Below are 13,581 nucleotides of genomic sequence, written 5' to 3'. Positions count from 1 at the left end.
TGCCTATCACACGCACGTGGTATGAGGCGCACCGTGTCCATGGGACCTATCGCCTTCGACGCGACACTCTGGGACGAGCCGACCACCGGCATCGGCCTGTACACCCGTTGCCTGGCCTCCGCGCTGGAGGCGCTGGGCGTCCAGCTCACCCGCGTGGGCGCGCAGGCGTCCGGTGAGGCGCCCCGCGCGAAGGCCGGCCGCACCGCCTGGACGTTGGGAGGCTTGCCTCGCGTGCTCCAGGGCTCGGGCGCGCCGCTGTACCACGCGCACGGAAACTTCAACCTGCCCCTGCTCCGCGCCCCGGGCATGAAGTACGTGCTGACGGTGCACGACCTCATCCCGCTGCTGATGCCGGAGACGGTGTCGTCCGCGTTCCGCTGGCAGTTCCGCCTGTGGCTGTCGCGCAGCCTGATGCTGGCGGACCAGGTGGTGTGCGTGAGCGAGCGCACGCGGCAGGACCTGCTGGCCCGCTACCCGGAAGTGGCGGCGCGCACGACGGTGGTGCCCAACGGCGTGGACCACGTCCACGCGCCCGAGCTGGATGCCACCAGCAAGGACTTCCTGCGCGCGCTCTCCCTGCCAAAGGACTACGTGCTGTACGCGGGCTCGCTCGACGTGCGGAAGAACGTGGACCTGGTGCTGGACGCGCTGGAGCGGCTCCGGCTGCGGGGCCGGCCCGCCTCGCTCGTGCTTGCGGGCCAGAGCTGGTTTGGCGCCGGACGCGTGGAGGCCCGCGTCGCGCGGCTGCGCTCGGAGGGCTTCGAGGTGCGCTCGCTCGGCTATCAGTCCGACGCCGTGTTCTACGAGCTGATGCGCCGCGCGGCCGTGTTCGTCTTCCCCTCGCGCTACGAGGGGTTCGGGCTGCCTCCGCTGGAGGCGATGCGGCTGGGGACGCCCACCATCGTCTCCACGGCCGGCTCGCTGCCGGAGGTCTGCGGCGACGCCGCGCTGAGCGTGGGGCCGGATGACGCGAACGGGCTCGCGCGGGCCCTGGAGCGGCTGCTCCACTCGCCCGAGGAACGGCGGGCGTTCGCCGAGCGTGGAAAGGCACAGGCCGCGAAGTTCACCTGGAAGCGGACCGCCGAGGGCACCTTGGCGGCGTACGAAGCCGCGCTGCGGCGATGAGGAGACCGATGCGAAAGCTCGTCTGGAGTGGAGTGGTGCTGTGCGGACTGCTCGCGGGTTGCGCGAGCCGGCAGGACGTGGGCTCCGCGCCGGTAGACCCACAGTCGGAGGAGACGGGCGCCGAGGCGGCGGCGCCCACGCCCGAAGACGCGCGGCCCGTCGAAGCAGCGCCCGCGGAAGGTGAGGCTCTGTTCCCCGTCCTCCCCGTCCAGCCGCTGGTGGTGACCGCGAACCCCGAGCCCAAGGACGCCATCATCCTCAACAGCGCCCGGGTGGAAGGCGGCATCCTGGTGCTGGACGTGACGCATGGTGGCGGCTGCGCCGAGCACACGTACTCGCTGGCCTGGGATGGAGCGCTCCAGCCGGGCGCTGACGGCACGCCGGTGGCGAACCTGGTCCTGGTACACGACGGAAACAGGGACCGGTGCAAGGCGCTGCTGCGGGCGCATCCGCGCTTCGACCTGTCCGCGATTTCCCAGCGCTTCGGCGCGCAGTCCGGCAAGACGTCGGGCACGGTGAACCTGGCCCTCGCGGACCAGGCCCCCGTGCGCTACGACTTCTGAGCCTCACGCGCCTTCCGCCAGCAGGTCCTCGCGGAGCTTCGTGAGGACCTTGCCCAGCAGATTCAGGCCCCGCCACTTCGCGGGGTGGTGGATGCGCGGGTCTTCCTCATCCAGGCCCACGCCCCAGATGCGGTCCACGGGGCTGGCCTCCACCAGCTCCGTCCCCGCGGTGGCCAGCAGCGCCTTCAGCAACTCGGGGCTCTGGGTGAACTTCGCGCGATTGCCCTCATAGACGATGCGCTCGCGCGCCTTCTCCCAACGCGTGTTGTCGAAACCGCGGACCTTGCGGCCCAGCGCCTTGTGCGTCTTGGGCGACTTCGACTTCAGGATGGTCGCCAGCGCCTCTTCGTCGCCGAAGAGGCGCGCCTTGCCCGCCATCATGTACTGCTCCGCGCACACGTAGCTCACGCCATCCACCACGAACTCGGACGGGTGCCATTGGGAGAAGGGGGAGTGCGCCTGCCAGAAGAAGGTGAAGCGGGGCTGTCCTGCGTCGCTCATGGGCATCCTCGTGAATGGTGTTGATTGTACACTAACGATGGGGGCCCGAGGCCCTGACAAACGCCGCTACACTGGCCCCACTTCATGACGCTCTCCGACGCCCTGCTCTTGTTGGAACGCTGCTTCTCGGGAGTGGGGGAGGGTGCTCCCCGGCTTCAGGAGCAGGAAGACGCGCGCTTCGCGCTTCGCCCCAGCGCGGTGTGGTTGGAGTACCGCTGGTACGTCCAGGCGCGGGGCATGGCGGAGGTGTTCCTCAAGTGGCCCCGCCACGCCGCCGGGCAGGGGGCGACGGCGGAGGCCACGGTGCTGCGCGTCCATCTGCTCGGTGTGTCGCCCCTGCTCTCCGAGCGCGCGGCGCGACTGCTCGTGGGCGGCACGCCGTCGAGAGATCGCATCCTGGACCTCTTCGGCGATGACGGGGTGCGCCGGGAATGCGTCTCACTGGGGCGGACGAACGTCACCGTGGAGCATTGGGACCCGCTGCCCGGTCCACGCCCGCTGCTGGATGATGCGCGCTTCACCTCGCTCGCCGAGGTGCTGGAGGCGCCAGACTCCACGCCCGAGGCGCGTCACGAGGCGGTGCAGCGCCTGGCCGACGAGCGAAGCCCGCGCGTCGTGGCGGCGTTGCTCGCGCTGGTGGCGCGCAAGCCCTCGCTGATGGCGCTGCGGGTGTTGTCGGAGTGGGGCGTCGTCGAGTCGCGGGAGGCGCTCCTGCGGGACCTGGCCCTGGTGCGGCCCGACAACCCCGCGGACCTGTGGACCCTCACGGCCCTGGACCGGCGGCTTCAGGCCTGGAGCGCCCTCCAGTGACTGGGAGCGCCTGACACGGCGCGCGCGTCCCGGCAGGGAGACGCACGCGCCGTCATTCCCTCAGGCCGCGCCGGGCACGCGGGGGCCGAGCACGTCGCGCAGCGCATCCGTCACCGTCAACTTCGGCGCCCAGCCCAGCGCCTTCAGCTTGTCGGGCGCGCCGACGAGGCTGGGGATGTCGGAGGGGCGCAGCCGCGCGGGGTCCAGCTCGATGCGCGCGTTGACGCCCGCCAGCGTCAGCATCTCCTCCAGCAGGCTGCGGATGGTGCGGCCCTCGCCGCTGCCGATGTTGTACGCCTGCCCGGGCTCGCCCTTGTCCAGCAGCAGCCGGTAGGCCTCCACCACGTCACGGACGTGGGAGAAGTCGCGCACGGCGTCCAGGTTGCCGGTGCGCAGCACCGGGTCCACCGTGCCCAGGCCAATGGCGCGAATCTGCGACGCGAAGGAGGGCACCACGAAGGTGGGGTCCTGGCCCGCGCCCAGGTGGTTGAAGGGCCGCGCCATGACGACCTCCAGCCCGTAGCTGCGGTGGAACTGCACCGCGGCCAGCTCCGCGGCGGACTTGGAGGCCGCGTAGGGGCTCAGGGGCACCGCCGGGGTGTCCTCGGTGGCGCGCGTGCCCTCCGGCACGGGGCCGTACACCTCGCCGGAGCCCACCAGCACCACGCGCGCCTTCGGAGCGCTCTCGCGCACCGCGGTGAGCAGGTGCACCACGCCCATGGTGTTCACCGCGAACACCCGGGACGGGTTGTGGTGGCTCTTCGCGACCGAGCTGAAGCCCGCCAGGTGGATGACGCCCTCGGGCTTCGACTCGGCCACCGCCGCCTTCACCGCGGCCTCGTTGGCCACGTCGAAGTGCAGGGCGTTGCTGTTGATGCCCTCACCGCGTGGCCCGTGGGCCTCCACCACCTCGTCGCCGGCGGCGCGCAGCAGGGCGCACAAGTGCCGGCCGACGAAGCCATCCGCGCCTGTTACCAGAATGCGCATCTACCGCTGCCCCGCCTTCACGCGCTCCAGGTCCGCGTCCACCATCATCTCCACCAGCTCCTTGAAGCGGACCTTGGGCTCCCAGCCCAGCTTCGTCTTCGCCTTGGTCGGGTCGCCGATGAGCAGGTCCACCTCCGCGGGCCGCACGAAGGCCGGGTCGATGAAGACGTGCTTCTGCCAGTCCAGGCCCACGCGCTCGAAGGCAATCTCCACCAGCTCCCGCACCGTGTGCGTCTCGTTGGTGGCCACCACGTAGTCCTCGGCCTGCGGCTGCTGCAGCATCCGCCACATGGCGTCCACGTAGTCACCCGCGAAGCCCCAGTCGCGCTTGGCGTCCAGGTTGCCCATGGGCAGCTTCTCCTGGAGGCCCAGCTTGATGCGCGCCACGTTGTAGGTGACCTTGCGCGTGACGAACTCCAGGCCCCGGCGCGGCGACTCGTGGTTGAAGAGGATGCCGCTCACCGCGAACAGGTTGAAGGACTCGCGGTAGTTCACGGTGATGTGGTGGCCGTAGGCCTTGGCCACGCCGTACGGGCTGCGCGGATAGAAGGGCGTGTCCTCCGTCTGGGGGACCTCCAGCACCTTGCCGAACATCTCGCTGGACGACGCCTGGTAGAAGCGCGCCTCCGGGCGGGTGTGGCGGATGGCCTCCAGCATCTTCGTCACCCCCAGCGCGGTGAACTCACCGGTGAGCACCGGCTGGTTCCAACTCGTGGGCACGAAGGACTGCGCCGCCAGGTTGTAGACCTCGTCGGGCTTCGTCAGGTTCAGCAGCGCCGCGAGCGAGAACTGGTCCAGCAGGTCGCCCTGGTGGAGCTGAATCTTCCCGTGCAGGTGCTGGATGCGTTCGAACTTCTCCTCCGATGAGCGGCGCACCATGCCGTGCACCTCATAGCCCTTCGAAAGGAGCAGCTCCGCGAGATAGCTGCCGTCCTGCCCCGTGATGCCGGTGATGAGTGCGCGCTTGGTCGCCATGGTCGTTTTCTGTGTTGGCTGGAGGACGCACTTTCTAGCCGACGCTGTCGCCGCTCGCCAACCGTTCCCGGCGGCTTCCTACTTGAAAGCCTTGCGTCGCGTGACAAGTTAGGGAGTCCCAATCCCTCAACGTGGAGGCGGTCATGCGCAACCCAACCCCCCTGGCCCTGGCGGCACTGCTCCTGGGCACTCCGGTGTCCGCGCAGGTCGCCGTCCCGCCCACGGCTCAGACCGAGCCCGACCCGTCCATCTCCGGCGGGGTGCTCCAGGACGTGGCCCTCTGGGTGAGCCCTGGCGCGCCCGCCAGCAGCCTGCTCCTCACCGCCTACAGCAGCCCCAACTCGGGGCTCGTCACCTTCGGCGTGGGCGGCGAGCAGCTCGACGCCGAGCTTACGGACGGCCCGATGTCGGCCGTGGCCGTGCGGGACGGCTTCGCGCTGTCCGGGGTGCAGCAGACCCTGGCCGTGGCGGCCAGCGTCAACCTCAACGGGCTGGTGGCCTACACGGTGGACCCCGACCGCTCGGACCGGGTGGTCCGCGTCGGCGCGGGGAGCTTCCTGACGGGGACGCAGTTCTCCGCGGTGGCGATCTCCCAGGATGAGGACTCCGGCCGGTTCTATGTGTTCGCGGGGACGTCCGCGGGCGTCCTCCAGCAGTACGAGCTGGATGGGGAAGACGGCGTCGTGACGGCCACCCTGGTCCGCACGCTCACCACGACGGGGCCCATCGCGGGCCTGGCCGTGGATGAGGCGTCCGGCTCGTTGTTCGTCACCCAGCAGGGCCAGGGCCTGTGGCGCTATGCGCTGGCCGCGAACGCGGAGGTCACCGGGCAGCAGCTCCCCATCCCAGGCACGGGTGGGCTCTCCGCCAACGTGGGCCGGGTCGCGCTGTACCGCGCGCGCAACGGCGAGGGGTACATCCTGGTCGCGGACACGGGCGCGGACGCGTTCGCCGTCTATGAGCGGCGCGCGTGGACCTACGTGGGCGCGTTCCGCCTCGCCGACGAGGGAGGGGGCGTCATCCGGGCGAATGACCCGGTGGCCCTGGCCGTCTCCGCGTCCTCGCTGGGCACCGCCTACCCCGAAGGGCTCTTCGTGGGCGGTGACGCGCAGTCCAATCCGCAGCGCCTCCAGTTCGCGGCCTGGCCGGCGGTGGCCGAGGCCTTCGACCCCGCGCTGCGAATCGACACGCGGCTCGACTCGGACGGAGGGACGGACGGGGGCACGGACGGCGGCTCGACGGACGGGGGAGGCGTCATCGGCGGGCCCGGGCCTCAGCGGCCGGGGACCGGGCTGCCTCCGGATGACTCCGGCTGTTCGTGCACCTCGGGCTCCGTGCCGGCCACCGCGGCGTTCGCGCTGCTCGCCCTGGTGCGGTTGGGGCGCCGCCGCCGCGACTGATGCGCGTTGCCAGCGGGCGCGCACCGCGCTGAAGTGCGCGCCCTCATGCGTTCCTTTCGACTCATCGCCCTCGCGCTGGTGGGCGGGGCCACCCTGGCGTGCTCTGGCGCCCGGACTCGCGCCGCGCCTCCGGAGCCCATCCGCATCACCCTGGTGGGCATCAACGACTTCCACGGACAGGTGGAGCCCCACCGCACGCCGCTGAAGGACGGCCAGGTGCTGGAGGAGGGCGGCGCCGCCACGCTCGCGGCCTACGTGGCGCGGCTGCGCGCGGACAATCCGGGCGGCGTGGTGCTGCTGGACGCGGGCGACATGTTCCAGGGCACGCTGCCTTCCAACCTCACGGAAGGGGCCGTCGTCGTCGACGTGTACAACCACCTGGGGGTGACGGCGGCCGCCATCGGCAACCACGAGTTCGACTATGGCCCCGTGGGCCCGGGCTCCATGGCGAAGCGGCCCGGGGATGACCCGTTGGGCGCGCTCAAGGCGCGCATCGGGCAGGCCCGCTTCCCCATGCTGTCGGCGAACCTCCGCGACGCCGCCACCGGCAAGCCTCCGGACTGGACGGGCAACGACGGCACCTACCTGCTGGAGGTGAAGGGCGTGAAGGTGGGCATCCTCGGCCTGTCCACGGAGGCCACGCCCAAGGTCACCAACCCCGCCAACGTGGAGTCCCTGCGCTTCCTGCCCCTGGCCCCCGCCGCGCTGGAGGCGTCCCGTTCCCTGCGCGCTCGCGGCGCGGAGGTGGTGGTGGCGGTTGCGCACGCGGGGGGCAAGTGCACGGACCTGAACAACCCCCGCGACACGTCGAGCTGCGACCAGGGCGACGCGGAGATTCTGTCGATGGTGAAGCGCCTGCCGCTGGGGACGCTCGACGCCATCGTGGCGGGGCACACCCACCAGACGATGGGCCACTTCTTCGCCAACGTCCCCATCATCGAGACGACGGGACAGGCACGCTCCCTGGGCGTGGTGGAGCTGTTCGTGGACCCGGGCAGCCGCCGCATCCTGCCCGGGCGCACCCGCATCCAGGCCGCCATCCCGCTCTGTGCGAAGGTGGACGCCACCCAGGGCACCTGCGACGGCCGCCGTCTGCGCGACGCGCCCCAGGTCCGCCTGGAGCCCGCGTCGTTCCTGGCTGGACCGGTGGTGCCCGACGCGAAGGTGGCGCCGCTGCTGGCGCCCGCGCTGGCGCTGGCGCGCGAGGCGCAGCATCGTCAGTTGGGCCTGGTGGCGTCCGCGCCCCTGGCCCGCGGCTACACGGAGGAGGGCGTACTGGGCAACCTGGTGGCGGACGTGCTGCGCGCTTCCGCCAAGGCGGACGTGGGGCTGATGAACCCGGGCGGCGTCCGCGCGGACCTGCCGGCCGGGCCGCTCACGTTCGGTCAGGTGTTCGAAGCGCTGCCCTTCGACAACACGGTGGCTGTCGTCACCCTGACAGGTCCCGAGCTGGCGCGGTTGCTGACGCTGGCCTATGGCAATCCCATGGGCGCCGTCTTCGCCGTCTCCGGCCTGGAGGTGACGTTGGAGCGCTGCCCCGGGGCGGGCCGGCTCTCGGGCGTGACGCTCACGGGGGGGCAGCCGCTCGTGTTCGACCCCCAGAAGACATACCGGGTGGCCCTCCCGGACTTCCTGGCGCGAGGCGGGGACGGGCTGGAGCCGCTGCTGCGTCAGGTGCCGCCGGAGCGCATCGAGATGACCCCCGTCAACGGGCTGGACCTGCGCGAGGCGCTCATCACCTACGGGAAGGCCCGGGGCGGCACGCTGGAGGCCCCCGCGCTGGGCCGCGTCCGCTACGCGGGTGTAGCAGCGTGTCCGCAAGCGGGACGCTGAGGGACTCCCGGCTGAAAATTCGGACGACGGCTGATCCGCTGGGATTGAACGGAGGGGCTCCGTTCAGCGGAAGGCGGAGGAAACCGCGCCCGGGGCCGATTTTTCGGCCTGGGATCAGTTTTCAACGGGGAGCGGAGGTCCTACTCTAGTCCCTGCGAGTGTCCACTCCGAGGTGGCCCAGGGCCTGCGAGGGTGGACTCTTGTGAGCTGGAGGAACCGACATGCTCTACAAAGTGACCCCGATGATGGCGCCGCCTGCGCCTGAGAAGGCGAAGCAGCGTGAACCGGGGCAGGGCCAGCCGCGCAAGCGTCGCAAGTCCGCCGTCTACGACGCGGACGGCCATGAGGTGCTCATCTCGCTGATGTGCATCAAGTGCAAGACGCTCAAGCCGCTGGCGCAGTTCGGCCTGCGGAAGATGGCGGATGGCGCCATCCGGAATCAGCCCTGGTGCCGCACGTGTCGCTCGGGTGCGGGCAGCAAGAAGCCCAAGGCCGGCAAGGACGCCGCCGCCGTGGCCGCCACGCCCGTGGAGGAAGCGGCCGCGGTGCTCCAGGTGGTCCCGGACGCGTCGCGGCCCGAGGCGGGTGAAGCCCCCGCCGCGTCCGTCGCCGCCGCGCAGGGCTGATCCACCGTCGCAGTCCCGGCTCCCGGGGGCTGGACCCTTCCAGGTCCGGCTCCCGCGGGAGCATTCCTTCCAGACCTACGACAGCCGCAGACCGGCGGGGAGCGTATCCCCGAGCGCGCGAGCCTCGTCCGCGGCTTCCAGCGCGACGACCTCGCGCACCATGCGCACCCACGTCTCCGAGGCCTTCGCCGCGAGCAGGGCCTGGGCCGTGCGCTCGCGCAGGGCCGGGTCCAAATCCCGCGTCCTGTCTCCCGTGAGCCGCGCGAGCTGCGCCGCCGCGAAGGACGCGCCGTCAATCTTGCGCAGGTCCAGCTCCAACAGCAGCGTGAGCCACGCCTCGGCGGTGTCCACGTCCACCGCCTTGTGGCTGCTGCCGTACAAGGGCACGCGCGCGCCCAGCCGGCCCAGGGACCAGGCCCAGGGGCCGCCGGACTTCGCCTCGGCCTTGAGGCGCGCGGCGATCCACCGGCCCAGCTCCGCCTTGTCACCCGGTTGCAGGTGCTCCAGCGAGGCCGCGGTGCGGACCATCTCCTCCAGGCCCTCGGGCTGGATGCCCTTCAGCTTCCCCGGTGGCGGCGCGTCCGGCGGCACCTTCCGCGCCAGGTGCGGCTGGAGGTACGCGTAGAGCTTCTGCTGCCGCGCCTCGTCCAGCCCGCCCGCGATGCGGCGCCACATCACCCAGAACTCCGTCCACACCGCCTTGTCCGTGTGGTGCTGCACCAGCGCGTCGAACAGGCCGAAGGTCTGCTCCGCGCGCCAGGCGTCCAGCGGGTAGCCGAAGCCCGGCCGCAGGCTGAAGCCGGTGAGGCTGTAGAAGACGCGCTCGTGGTCCTCGGTGCGCCGGCGCTTGCTCGCGCCCGCGAAGAGGGTGCTCCACATCTCCCGCAGCACCGGCACGCGCCACGTCTCGCGCGCGCCCAGGGCCTTCTCCAGCGTGCGCCCGAGCTGCTTCACGTCCTTGGGGCCAATGGGCAGCGGCTTGTTGCCGTAGACGCGCTCGATGTTGTCCTTCGCCTCGACGAAGCGCGCCGGCATGGACTCGGTGACGGTGAGCTCGTGCGAGCCGCCGGTGCCGCGCAGCTCGAACTCCAGGCGCCACCGCTCGTCCGCGACGTCGGAGACGCAGTACAGCTCCAGCGTGCCAATCTCCGTCAGCGCCGCCTGCAGGTGCACCGGCACCTCGGCCACCTTGCCGCTGGCGCCCTTGAGCAGCGTGTGGATGGGCGGCAGGGGCTTGAGGTCCTCCACCAGCGGCACCAAATCCCCGGGCTTGTCGATGCGGTCGCTGGTGGTGGAGTAGAGCTGGAACTGCACCGGTCGGCCCAGGGTGAGGGAGAAGGGGCGCTCGCCCAGGTCCACCTTCTGGCCCTCCTCGAAGCCGCGGGGGATGAGGCACAGCGCGGGCTGCTCGGCGCTGTCCGCCGCGCGCTGCAGGCCCACGTAGTAGGCGCGCGCCGCGCCGCCGCCAATGCGCAGGCCGTGGCCGCGCCGCACCAGCCCGTAGTACGCGGCGCCGCGGGCCACCGCGAGCTCCAGCGACTCGTGCCGCAGCAGGGGGATGCGCGGCGCGCCCGGCCACCACGCGGACAGGGCCTCCACCAGCCGCTCGGAAATCCGGGGCGAGTTGAACACGCCGCCGTTGAGCAGGATGGCGTCCGGGCGGGGCAGGGCGCCTTCGGCGGGCGCCGTCTCGCCCAGCGCCGCGAAGCCCGCCGCCGCGTGCTGCGCGAGGAAGGCCGCCAGGTGCCGCGTCACCGCCGCGTCCTGCACGTACGGGAGCCCCAGTTCCTGCAGCGCCATGCGCGCGGCGCGGCGCGGCCTGTCGGCGGGCGAGGAGCGGGGGAAGAAGCCGTCCAGCACCAGCGCCTGCGCCTCGTCGCGCGTCAGGTCCGTGGACAGGGTTCCGCCCAAGAGCTTGCTGCCGCCGCCCACCAGCGACACGCCGTGCTTCTCCGGCGGCGCGTGGCCCAGCAGCGCCTCCTTCGCGGTGCGCGCGGCCTGGATGGCCTGCGTCCACTGCGTGGCGGACAGGCGGCGGCCGTCCGTCAGGAGCTTCTCCTCCACCCGGCGCGCCAGCGCGGCGTCCATGTTGTCGCCGCCCAGCATCAGGTGGTCACCCACCGCCAGGCGCCGCAGCATGGGGCCTTCGGGCGACACGCCCGCGTGCACCAGGGTGAAGTCCGTGGTGCCGCCGCCCACGTCCACCACCAGCACCAGCCGGACGTGGGAGAGCGTCTGCTCCAGGTCCGCCCGGTGGCGCGCGGTGTAGTCGTAGAAGGCCGCCTGCGGCTCCTCCAGCAGGGTGAACTTCTCCAGCCCGGCCTTGCGCGCCGCGCTCACCGTGAGGGCGCGGGCCGCCTCGTCGAAGGAGGCGGGGACGGTAATCACCACCTCCTGCTTCGACAGCGGCGCGTCCGGGTGGGCGTAATCCCACGCGCGGGCCATGTGCGTCAGCAGCAGGGCGCTGGCATCCACCGGGGACAGCTTCTGGACGTCCGCGGGCGCGCCCCAGGGGAGGATGGGCGCGGAGCGGTCCACGCCCGGGTGGCACAGCCAGCTCTTCGCGCTGGCCACCAGCCGCCCCGGCACCCGCGAGCCCTGCCAGCGCGCCAGCTCACCCACCACCCACGGTCCGCCGTCATCCCCCCACGGCAGCGTGAGCGCGCCCTCCGCCAGCTCGTGGCCGGCGGGCACGTACACGGTGGAGGGCAACAGCGCCCGCGGTGCCACCTCGCCCTGCCGGACGAGCTGCGGGACGAGGAAGTCCTCCACGGGGGCACCCGGGCCCCGCGAGGGGTCCACGGATGCCACGGCGCAATGGGTGGTGCCCAGGTCGATGCCAACGATTCGCATACGCCTCCGATTGACGGATGGCTTTCTACTCCTTCATGCGGACGTTGAGCTCCAGCTTCCAGCGTCCGGCGCCATCCTTCTCCAGGCACCGGAGCTCCAGCGTGCCCACCTCCGTCACCGCCGCCTGGAGGTTGACGGGCGTCAAGTCACTGAAGGCGGAGGGCTGTCCGGGCATCGTCGTCTCGATGGGGGCCAGCTCCTCCAGCCCGCCGCTGGCCAGCTCGGAGTCCACGTCCTCCAGCATGACGCCCACCCTGTCGTCGCGCCGCAGGGACGACGAGAAGAAGCGGAAGCTGGTGGGCTCACCGGTGACGAGCCCGAACTCCTGGGGCGGGACGTCCGCCTGCGTGCCTTCCTCCATGCCGAAGGGGGCCACGCAGAGCGCCTTCACGGGCGGCTCCATGCCGGGCACCGCGGGCATCGCCGTCTCCACGCCCACGTAGTAGGCGCGGGCCGTGCCGCCGCGGATGCGCAGGCCGTGGCCCTGGCGCACCCAACCGTAGTAGGCGGCGCCGCGCGCCACCGAGAGGTCCAGGTCCGCGCCCTCCAGCTCCGTCGCGGGCGCGCCGCCGTCCGCGGCGAGCCAGCCGTTGAGCACCTCCATGACGCGCGCCTTCAGCGGGCCGGCCTTGAAGACGCCGCCGTTGAAGAGCACCGCCGTGGGGTGGAGGAAGGCCTTGCCGCTCACGTCCACCGGCGCGTCCGGGCTGGTCGCCAGCGCCTGCGCCTGCCGGGTGAGGAAGGCCGCCAGGTGCCGGGACACGCCCGGGTCCTGCGCGTAGGGCAGCGCCATCTGCGCCAGGCCCGTGCGGCGCGCGGTGCGCGGCAGCTCGGCCACGGTCGTCACCGGGAAGAAGCCGTCGGTGAGGACGCGGTCCAGCTCCTCGCGCGTCAGCTCCGTGCGCAGCGTCCCGCCGATGAGCGACGAGCCCCGGCCCGGGATGGAGATGGGCGTGCGCTCCACGGACGGGTCGGCGTAGAGCGCCTCCTTCGCCTGGCGGCAGCCATGGGTGAGGGCGTTGAACTGCCAGGCGTCCAGCTTCTTGCCCTCGGCCGCCAGCCGCTGGTTCAGCGTGTGCGCCAGCGCCAGGTCCATGTTGTCGCCGCCCAGCAGGATGTGGTCGCCCACGGCCACGCGGAGCAGCTCCAGGTCGCCTTCGTTGTCGCGCACGGTGATGACGGAGAAGTCGGAGGTGCCGCCGCCCACGTCCACCACGAGGATGACCTCGCCGGGCCTCACCTGCTTGCGGAAGTTCTCCCCCATGGCCTCCAGCCACGCGTAGAGCGCGGCCTGGGGCTCCTCCAGCAGGGTGATGTTGGGGATGCCCGCCGCCTTGGCGGCCTCCAGCGTCAGTTCGCGCGCCGCCGCGTCGAAGGAGGCGGGGACGGTGACGATGACATCCTGGTCCTCCAGCGCGTTGCCGGCCTCGTCGCGCTCGCGGGCGAAGGTGTAGTCCCACGCCTCCTTGAGATGGCGGAGGTAGCGCGCGGACGCGTCCAGCGGCGACACCCGCTGCACCTCCTCCGGGGCCTGCCACGGCAGCAGCGCCGCGCGCCGGTCCACGCCGGGGTGGGACAGCCAGCTCTTGGCGGAGGACACCAGCCGGGTGGGCACCTTGGCGCCGTGCGTGCGGGCGAACTCACCCAGCAGGGTGCTGGCCTCCGGCTTCCACGGCAGCGCCAGGCTGCCCGCGGGGAACTCCTGCGCGGAGGGCAGATAGAGGAAGGAGGGGAGCAGCGGGCGGGCCTCGACGGTGCCGGGCGCCGTCACCTGGGGGATGGGCAGCATGGACTGCGCGCCGCCGCGAGCCTTGCCCTCCTCCAGGTTGAAGTAGGACACCGCGGAGTGCGTGGTACCCAGGTCGATGCCAATGGAATAGCGGGCCATATCGGACGAGAACTCCGGGA

General features: G+C 71.9%; 11 protein-coding genes. 6 read left to right on the top strand and 5 right to left on the bottom strand.

Going from position 1 to position 13,581, the window contains the following annotated elements; genetic code table 11:
* Positions 1-39 precede the first annotated feature (39 nt).
* Together MYMAC_RS26175 and MYMAC_RS26170 are read left to right on the top strand one after the other, a co-directional pair.
* On the top strand, positions 40-1,125 hold the full coding sequence (locus MYMAC_RS26175; protein ID WP_095961692.1) for a glycosyltransferase family 4 protein: 1,086 nt from the start codon (positions 40-42) through the stop codon (positions 1,123-1,125).
* A gap of 8 nt (positions 1,126-1,133) precedes the next feature.
* On the top strand, positions 1,134-1,688 hold the full coding sequence (locus MYMAC_RS26170) for a hypothetical protein (protein ID WP_095960064.1): 555 nt from the start codon (positions 1,134-1,136) through the stop codon (positions 1,686-1,688).
* Positions 1,689-1,691: 3 nt separating this feature from the next.
* Here MYMAC_RS26170 and MYMAC_RS26165 read toward each other — a convergent pair whose 3' ends face one another.
* Positions 1,692-2,189: an NADAR family protein gene (locus tag MYMAC_RS26165; RefSeq protein WP_095960063.1), complete on the bottom strand. Its 498-nt coding sequence runs from the start codon at positions 2,187-2,189 to the stop codon at positions 1,692-1,694.
* An 84-nt stretch (positions 2,190-2,273) separates the two neighbouring features.
* On the opposite strand from MYMAC_RS26165, the gene MYMAC_RS26160 reads away from it, so the two are divergent.
* Positions 2,274-2,999 carry a hypothetical protein gene (locus tag MYMAC_RS26160; protein WP_095960062.1) on the top strand — a complete coding sequence of 242 codons (726 nt, stop codon included), beginning with the start codon at positions 2,274-2,276 and terminating at the stop codon, positions 2,997-2,999.
* A 60-nt stretch (positions 3,000-3,059) separates the two neighbouring features.
* On the opposite strand, the gene MYMAC_RS26155 is transcribed toward MYMAC_RS26160, so the two are convergent.
* Entirely contained in the window at positions 3,060-3,986 is a 927-nt protein-coding gene (locus tag MYMAC_RS26155; protein WP_095960061.1) for a GDP-mannose 4,6-dehydratase, read from the bottom strand.
* The gene (gene gmd / locus MYMAC_RS26150) at positions 3,987-4,961 is read right to left on the bottom strand and encodes a GDP-mannose 4,6-dehydratase (protein WP_095960060.1); all 975 of its coding nucleotides are present in this window, start codon (positions 4,959-4,961) and stop codon (positions 3,987-3,989) included. It lies immediately after the preceding gene.
* 143 nt (positions 4,962-5,104) lie between these two features.
* On the opposite strand from gmd, the gene MYMAC_RS26145 reads away from it, so the two are divergent.
* The 3 genes from MYMAC_RS26145 (at position 5,105) to MYMAC_RS26135 (ending at position 8,820) form a co-directional block, all read left to right on the top strand.
* On the top strand, positions 5,105-6,361 hold the full coding sequence (locus MYMAC_RS26145) for a myxosortase-dependent phytase-like phosphatase (protein WP_095960059.1): 1,257 nt from the start codon (positions 5,105-5,107) through the stop codon (positions 6,359-6,361).
* 45 nt (positions 6,362-6,406) lie between these two features.
* Positions 6,407-8,194 carry a bifunctional metallophosphatase/5'-nucleotidase gene (locus MYMAC_RS26140; RefSeq protein ID WP_095960058.1) on the top strand — a complete coding sequence of 596 codons (1,788 nt, stop codon included), beginning with the start codon at positions 6,407-6,409 and terminating at the stop codon, positions 8,192-8,194.
* Positions 8,195-8,415: 221 nt separating this feature from the next.
* A complete protein-coding gene (locus tag MYMAC_RS26135) occupies positions 8,416-8,820 on the top strand; it encodes a hypothetical protein (RefSeq protein ID WP_013941844.1) in 405 nt (134 codons plus the stop codon).
* 75 nt (positions 8,821-8,895) lie between these two features.
* Here the strand turns inward: MYMAC_RS26135 and MYMAC_RS26130 are convergent, their stop codons facing one another.
* Together MYMAC_RS26130 and MYMAC_RS26125 are read right to left on the bottom strand one after the other, a co-directional pair.
* Positions 8,896-11,673 (bottom strand): Hsp70 family protein, encoded by a 2,778-nt coding sequence (locus tag MYMAC_RS26130; protein ID WP_095960057.1) that lies wholly within the window; start codon positions 11,671-11,673, stop codon positions 8,896-8,898.
* 25 nt (positions 11,674-11,698) lie between these two features.
* Positions 11,699-13,561: an Hsp70 family protein gene (locus MYMAC_RS26125; RefSeq protein WP_095960056.1), complete on the bottom strand. Its 1,863-nt coding sequence runs from the start codon at positions 13,559-13,561 to the stop codon at positions 11,699-11,701.
* Positions 13,562-13,581 lie beyond the last annotated feature (20 nt).

This window comes from Corallococcus macrosporus DSM 14697 (assembly GCF_002305895.1).
GTDB lineage: Bacteria > Myxococcota > Myxococcia > Myxococcales > Myxococcaceae > Myxococcus > Myxococcus macrosporus.
Note: the sequence above shows the minus strand (reverse complement) of the source record. Positions and strands in the feature narration are given on the sequence as shown.

What these genes read in the sequence shown, in the direction of transcription:
- MYMAC_RS26165 (WP_095960063.1), bottom strand. Translation starts at nt 2,189, where the DNA reads ATGAGCGACGCAGGACAGCCCCGCTTCACCTTCTTCTGGCAGGCGCAC.
- MYMAC_RS26175 (WP_095961692.1), top strand. Translation starts at nt 40, where the DNA reads ATGGGACCTATCGCCTTCGACGCGACACTCTGGGACGAGCCGACCACC.
- gmd (WP_095960060.1), bottom strand. Translation starts at nt 4,961, where the DNA reads ATGGCGACCAAGCGCGCACTCATCACCGGCATCACGGGGCAGGACGGC.
- MYMAC_RS26145 (WP_095960059.1), top strand. Translation starts at nt 5,105, where the DNA reads ATGCGCAACCCAACCCCCCTGGCCCTGGCGGCACTGCTCCTGGGCACT.
- MYMAC_RS26140 (WP_095960058.1), top strand. Translation starts at nt 6,407, where the DNA reads ATGCGTTCCTTTCGACTCATCGCCCTCGCGCTGGTGGGCGGGGCCACC.
- MYMAC_RS26160 (WP_095960062.1), top strand. Translation starts at nt 2,274, where the DNA reads ATGACGCTCTCCGACGCCCTGCTCTTGTTGGAACGCTGCTTCTCGGGA.
- MYMAC_RS26130 (WP_095960057.1), bottom strand. Translation starts at nt 11,673, where the DNA reads ATGCGAATCGTTGGCATCGACCTGGGCACCACCCATTGCGCCGTGGCA.
- MYMAC_RS26155 (WP_095960061.1), bottom strand. Translation starts at nt 3,986, where the DNA reads ATGCGCATTCTGGTAACAGGCGCGGATGGCTTCGTCGGCCGGCACTTG.
- MYMAC_RS26170 (WP_095960064.1), top strand. Translation starts at nt 1,134, where the DNA reads ATGCGAAAGCTCGTCTGGAGTGGAGTGGTGCTGTGCGGACTGCTCGCG.
- MYMAC_RS26125 (WP_095960056.1), bottom strand. Translation starts at nt 13,561, where the DNA reads ATGGCCCGCTATTCCATTGGCATCGACCTGGGTACCACGCACTCCGCG.
- MYMAC_RS26135 (WP_013941844.1), top strand. Translation starts at nt 8,416, where the DNA reads ATGCTCTACAAAGTGACCCCGATGATGGCGCCGCCTGCGCCTGAGAAG.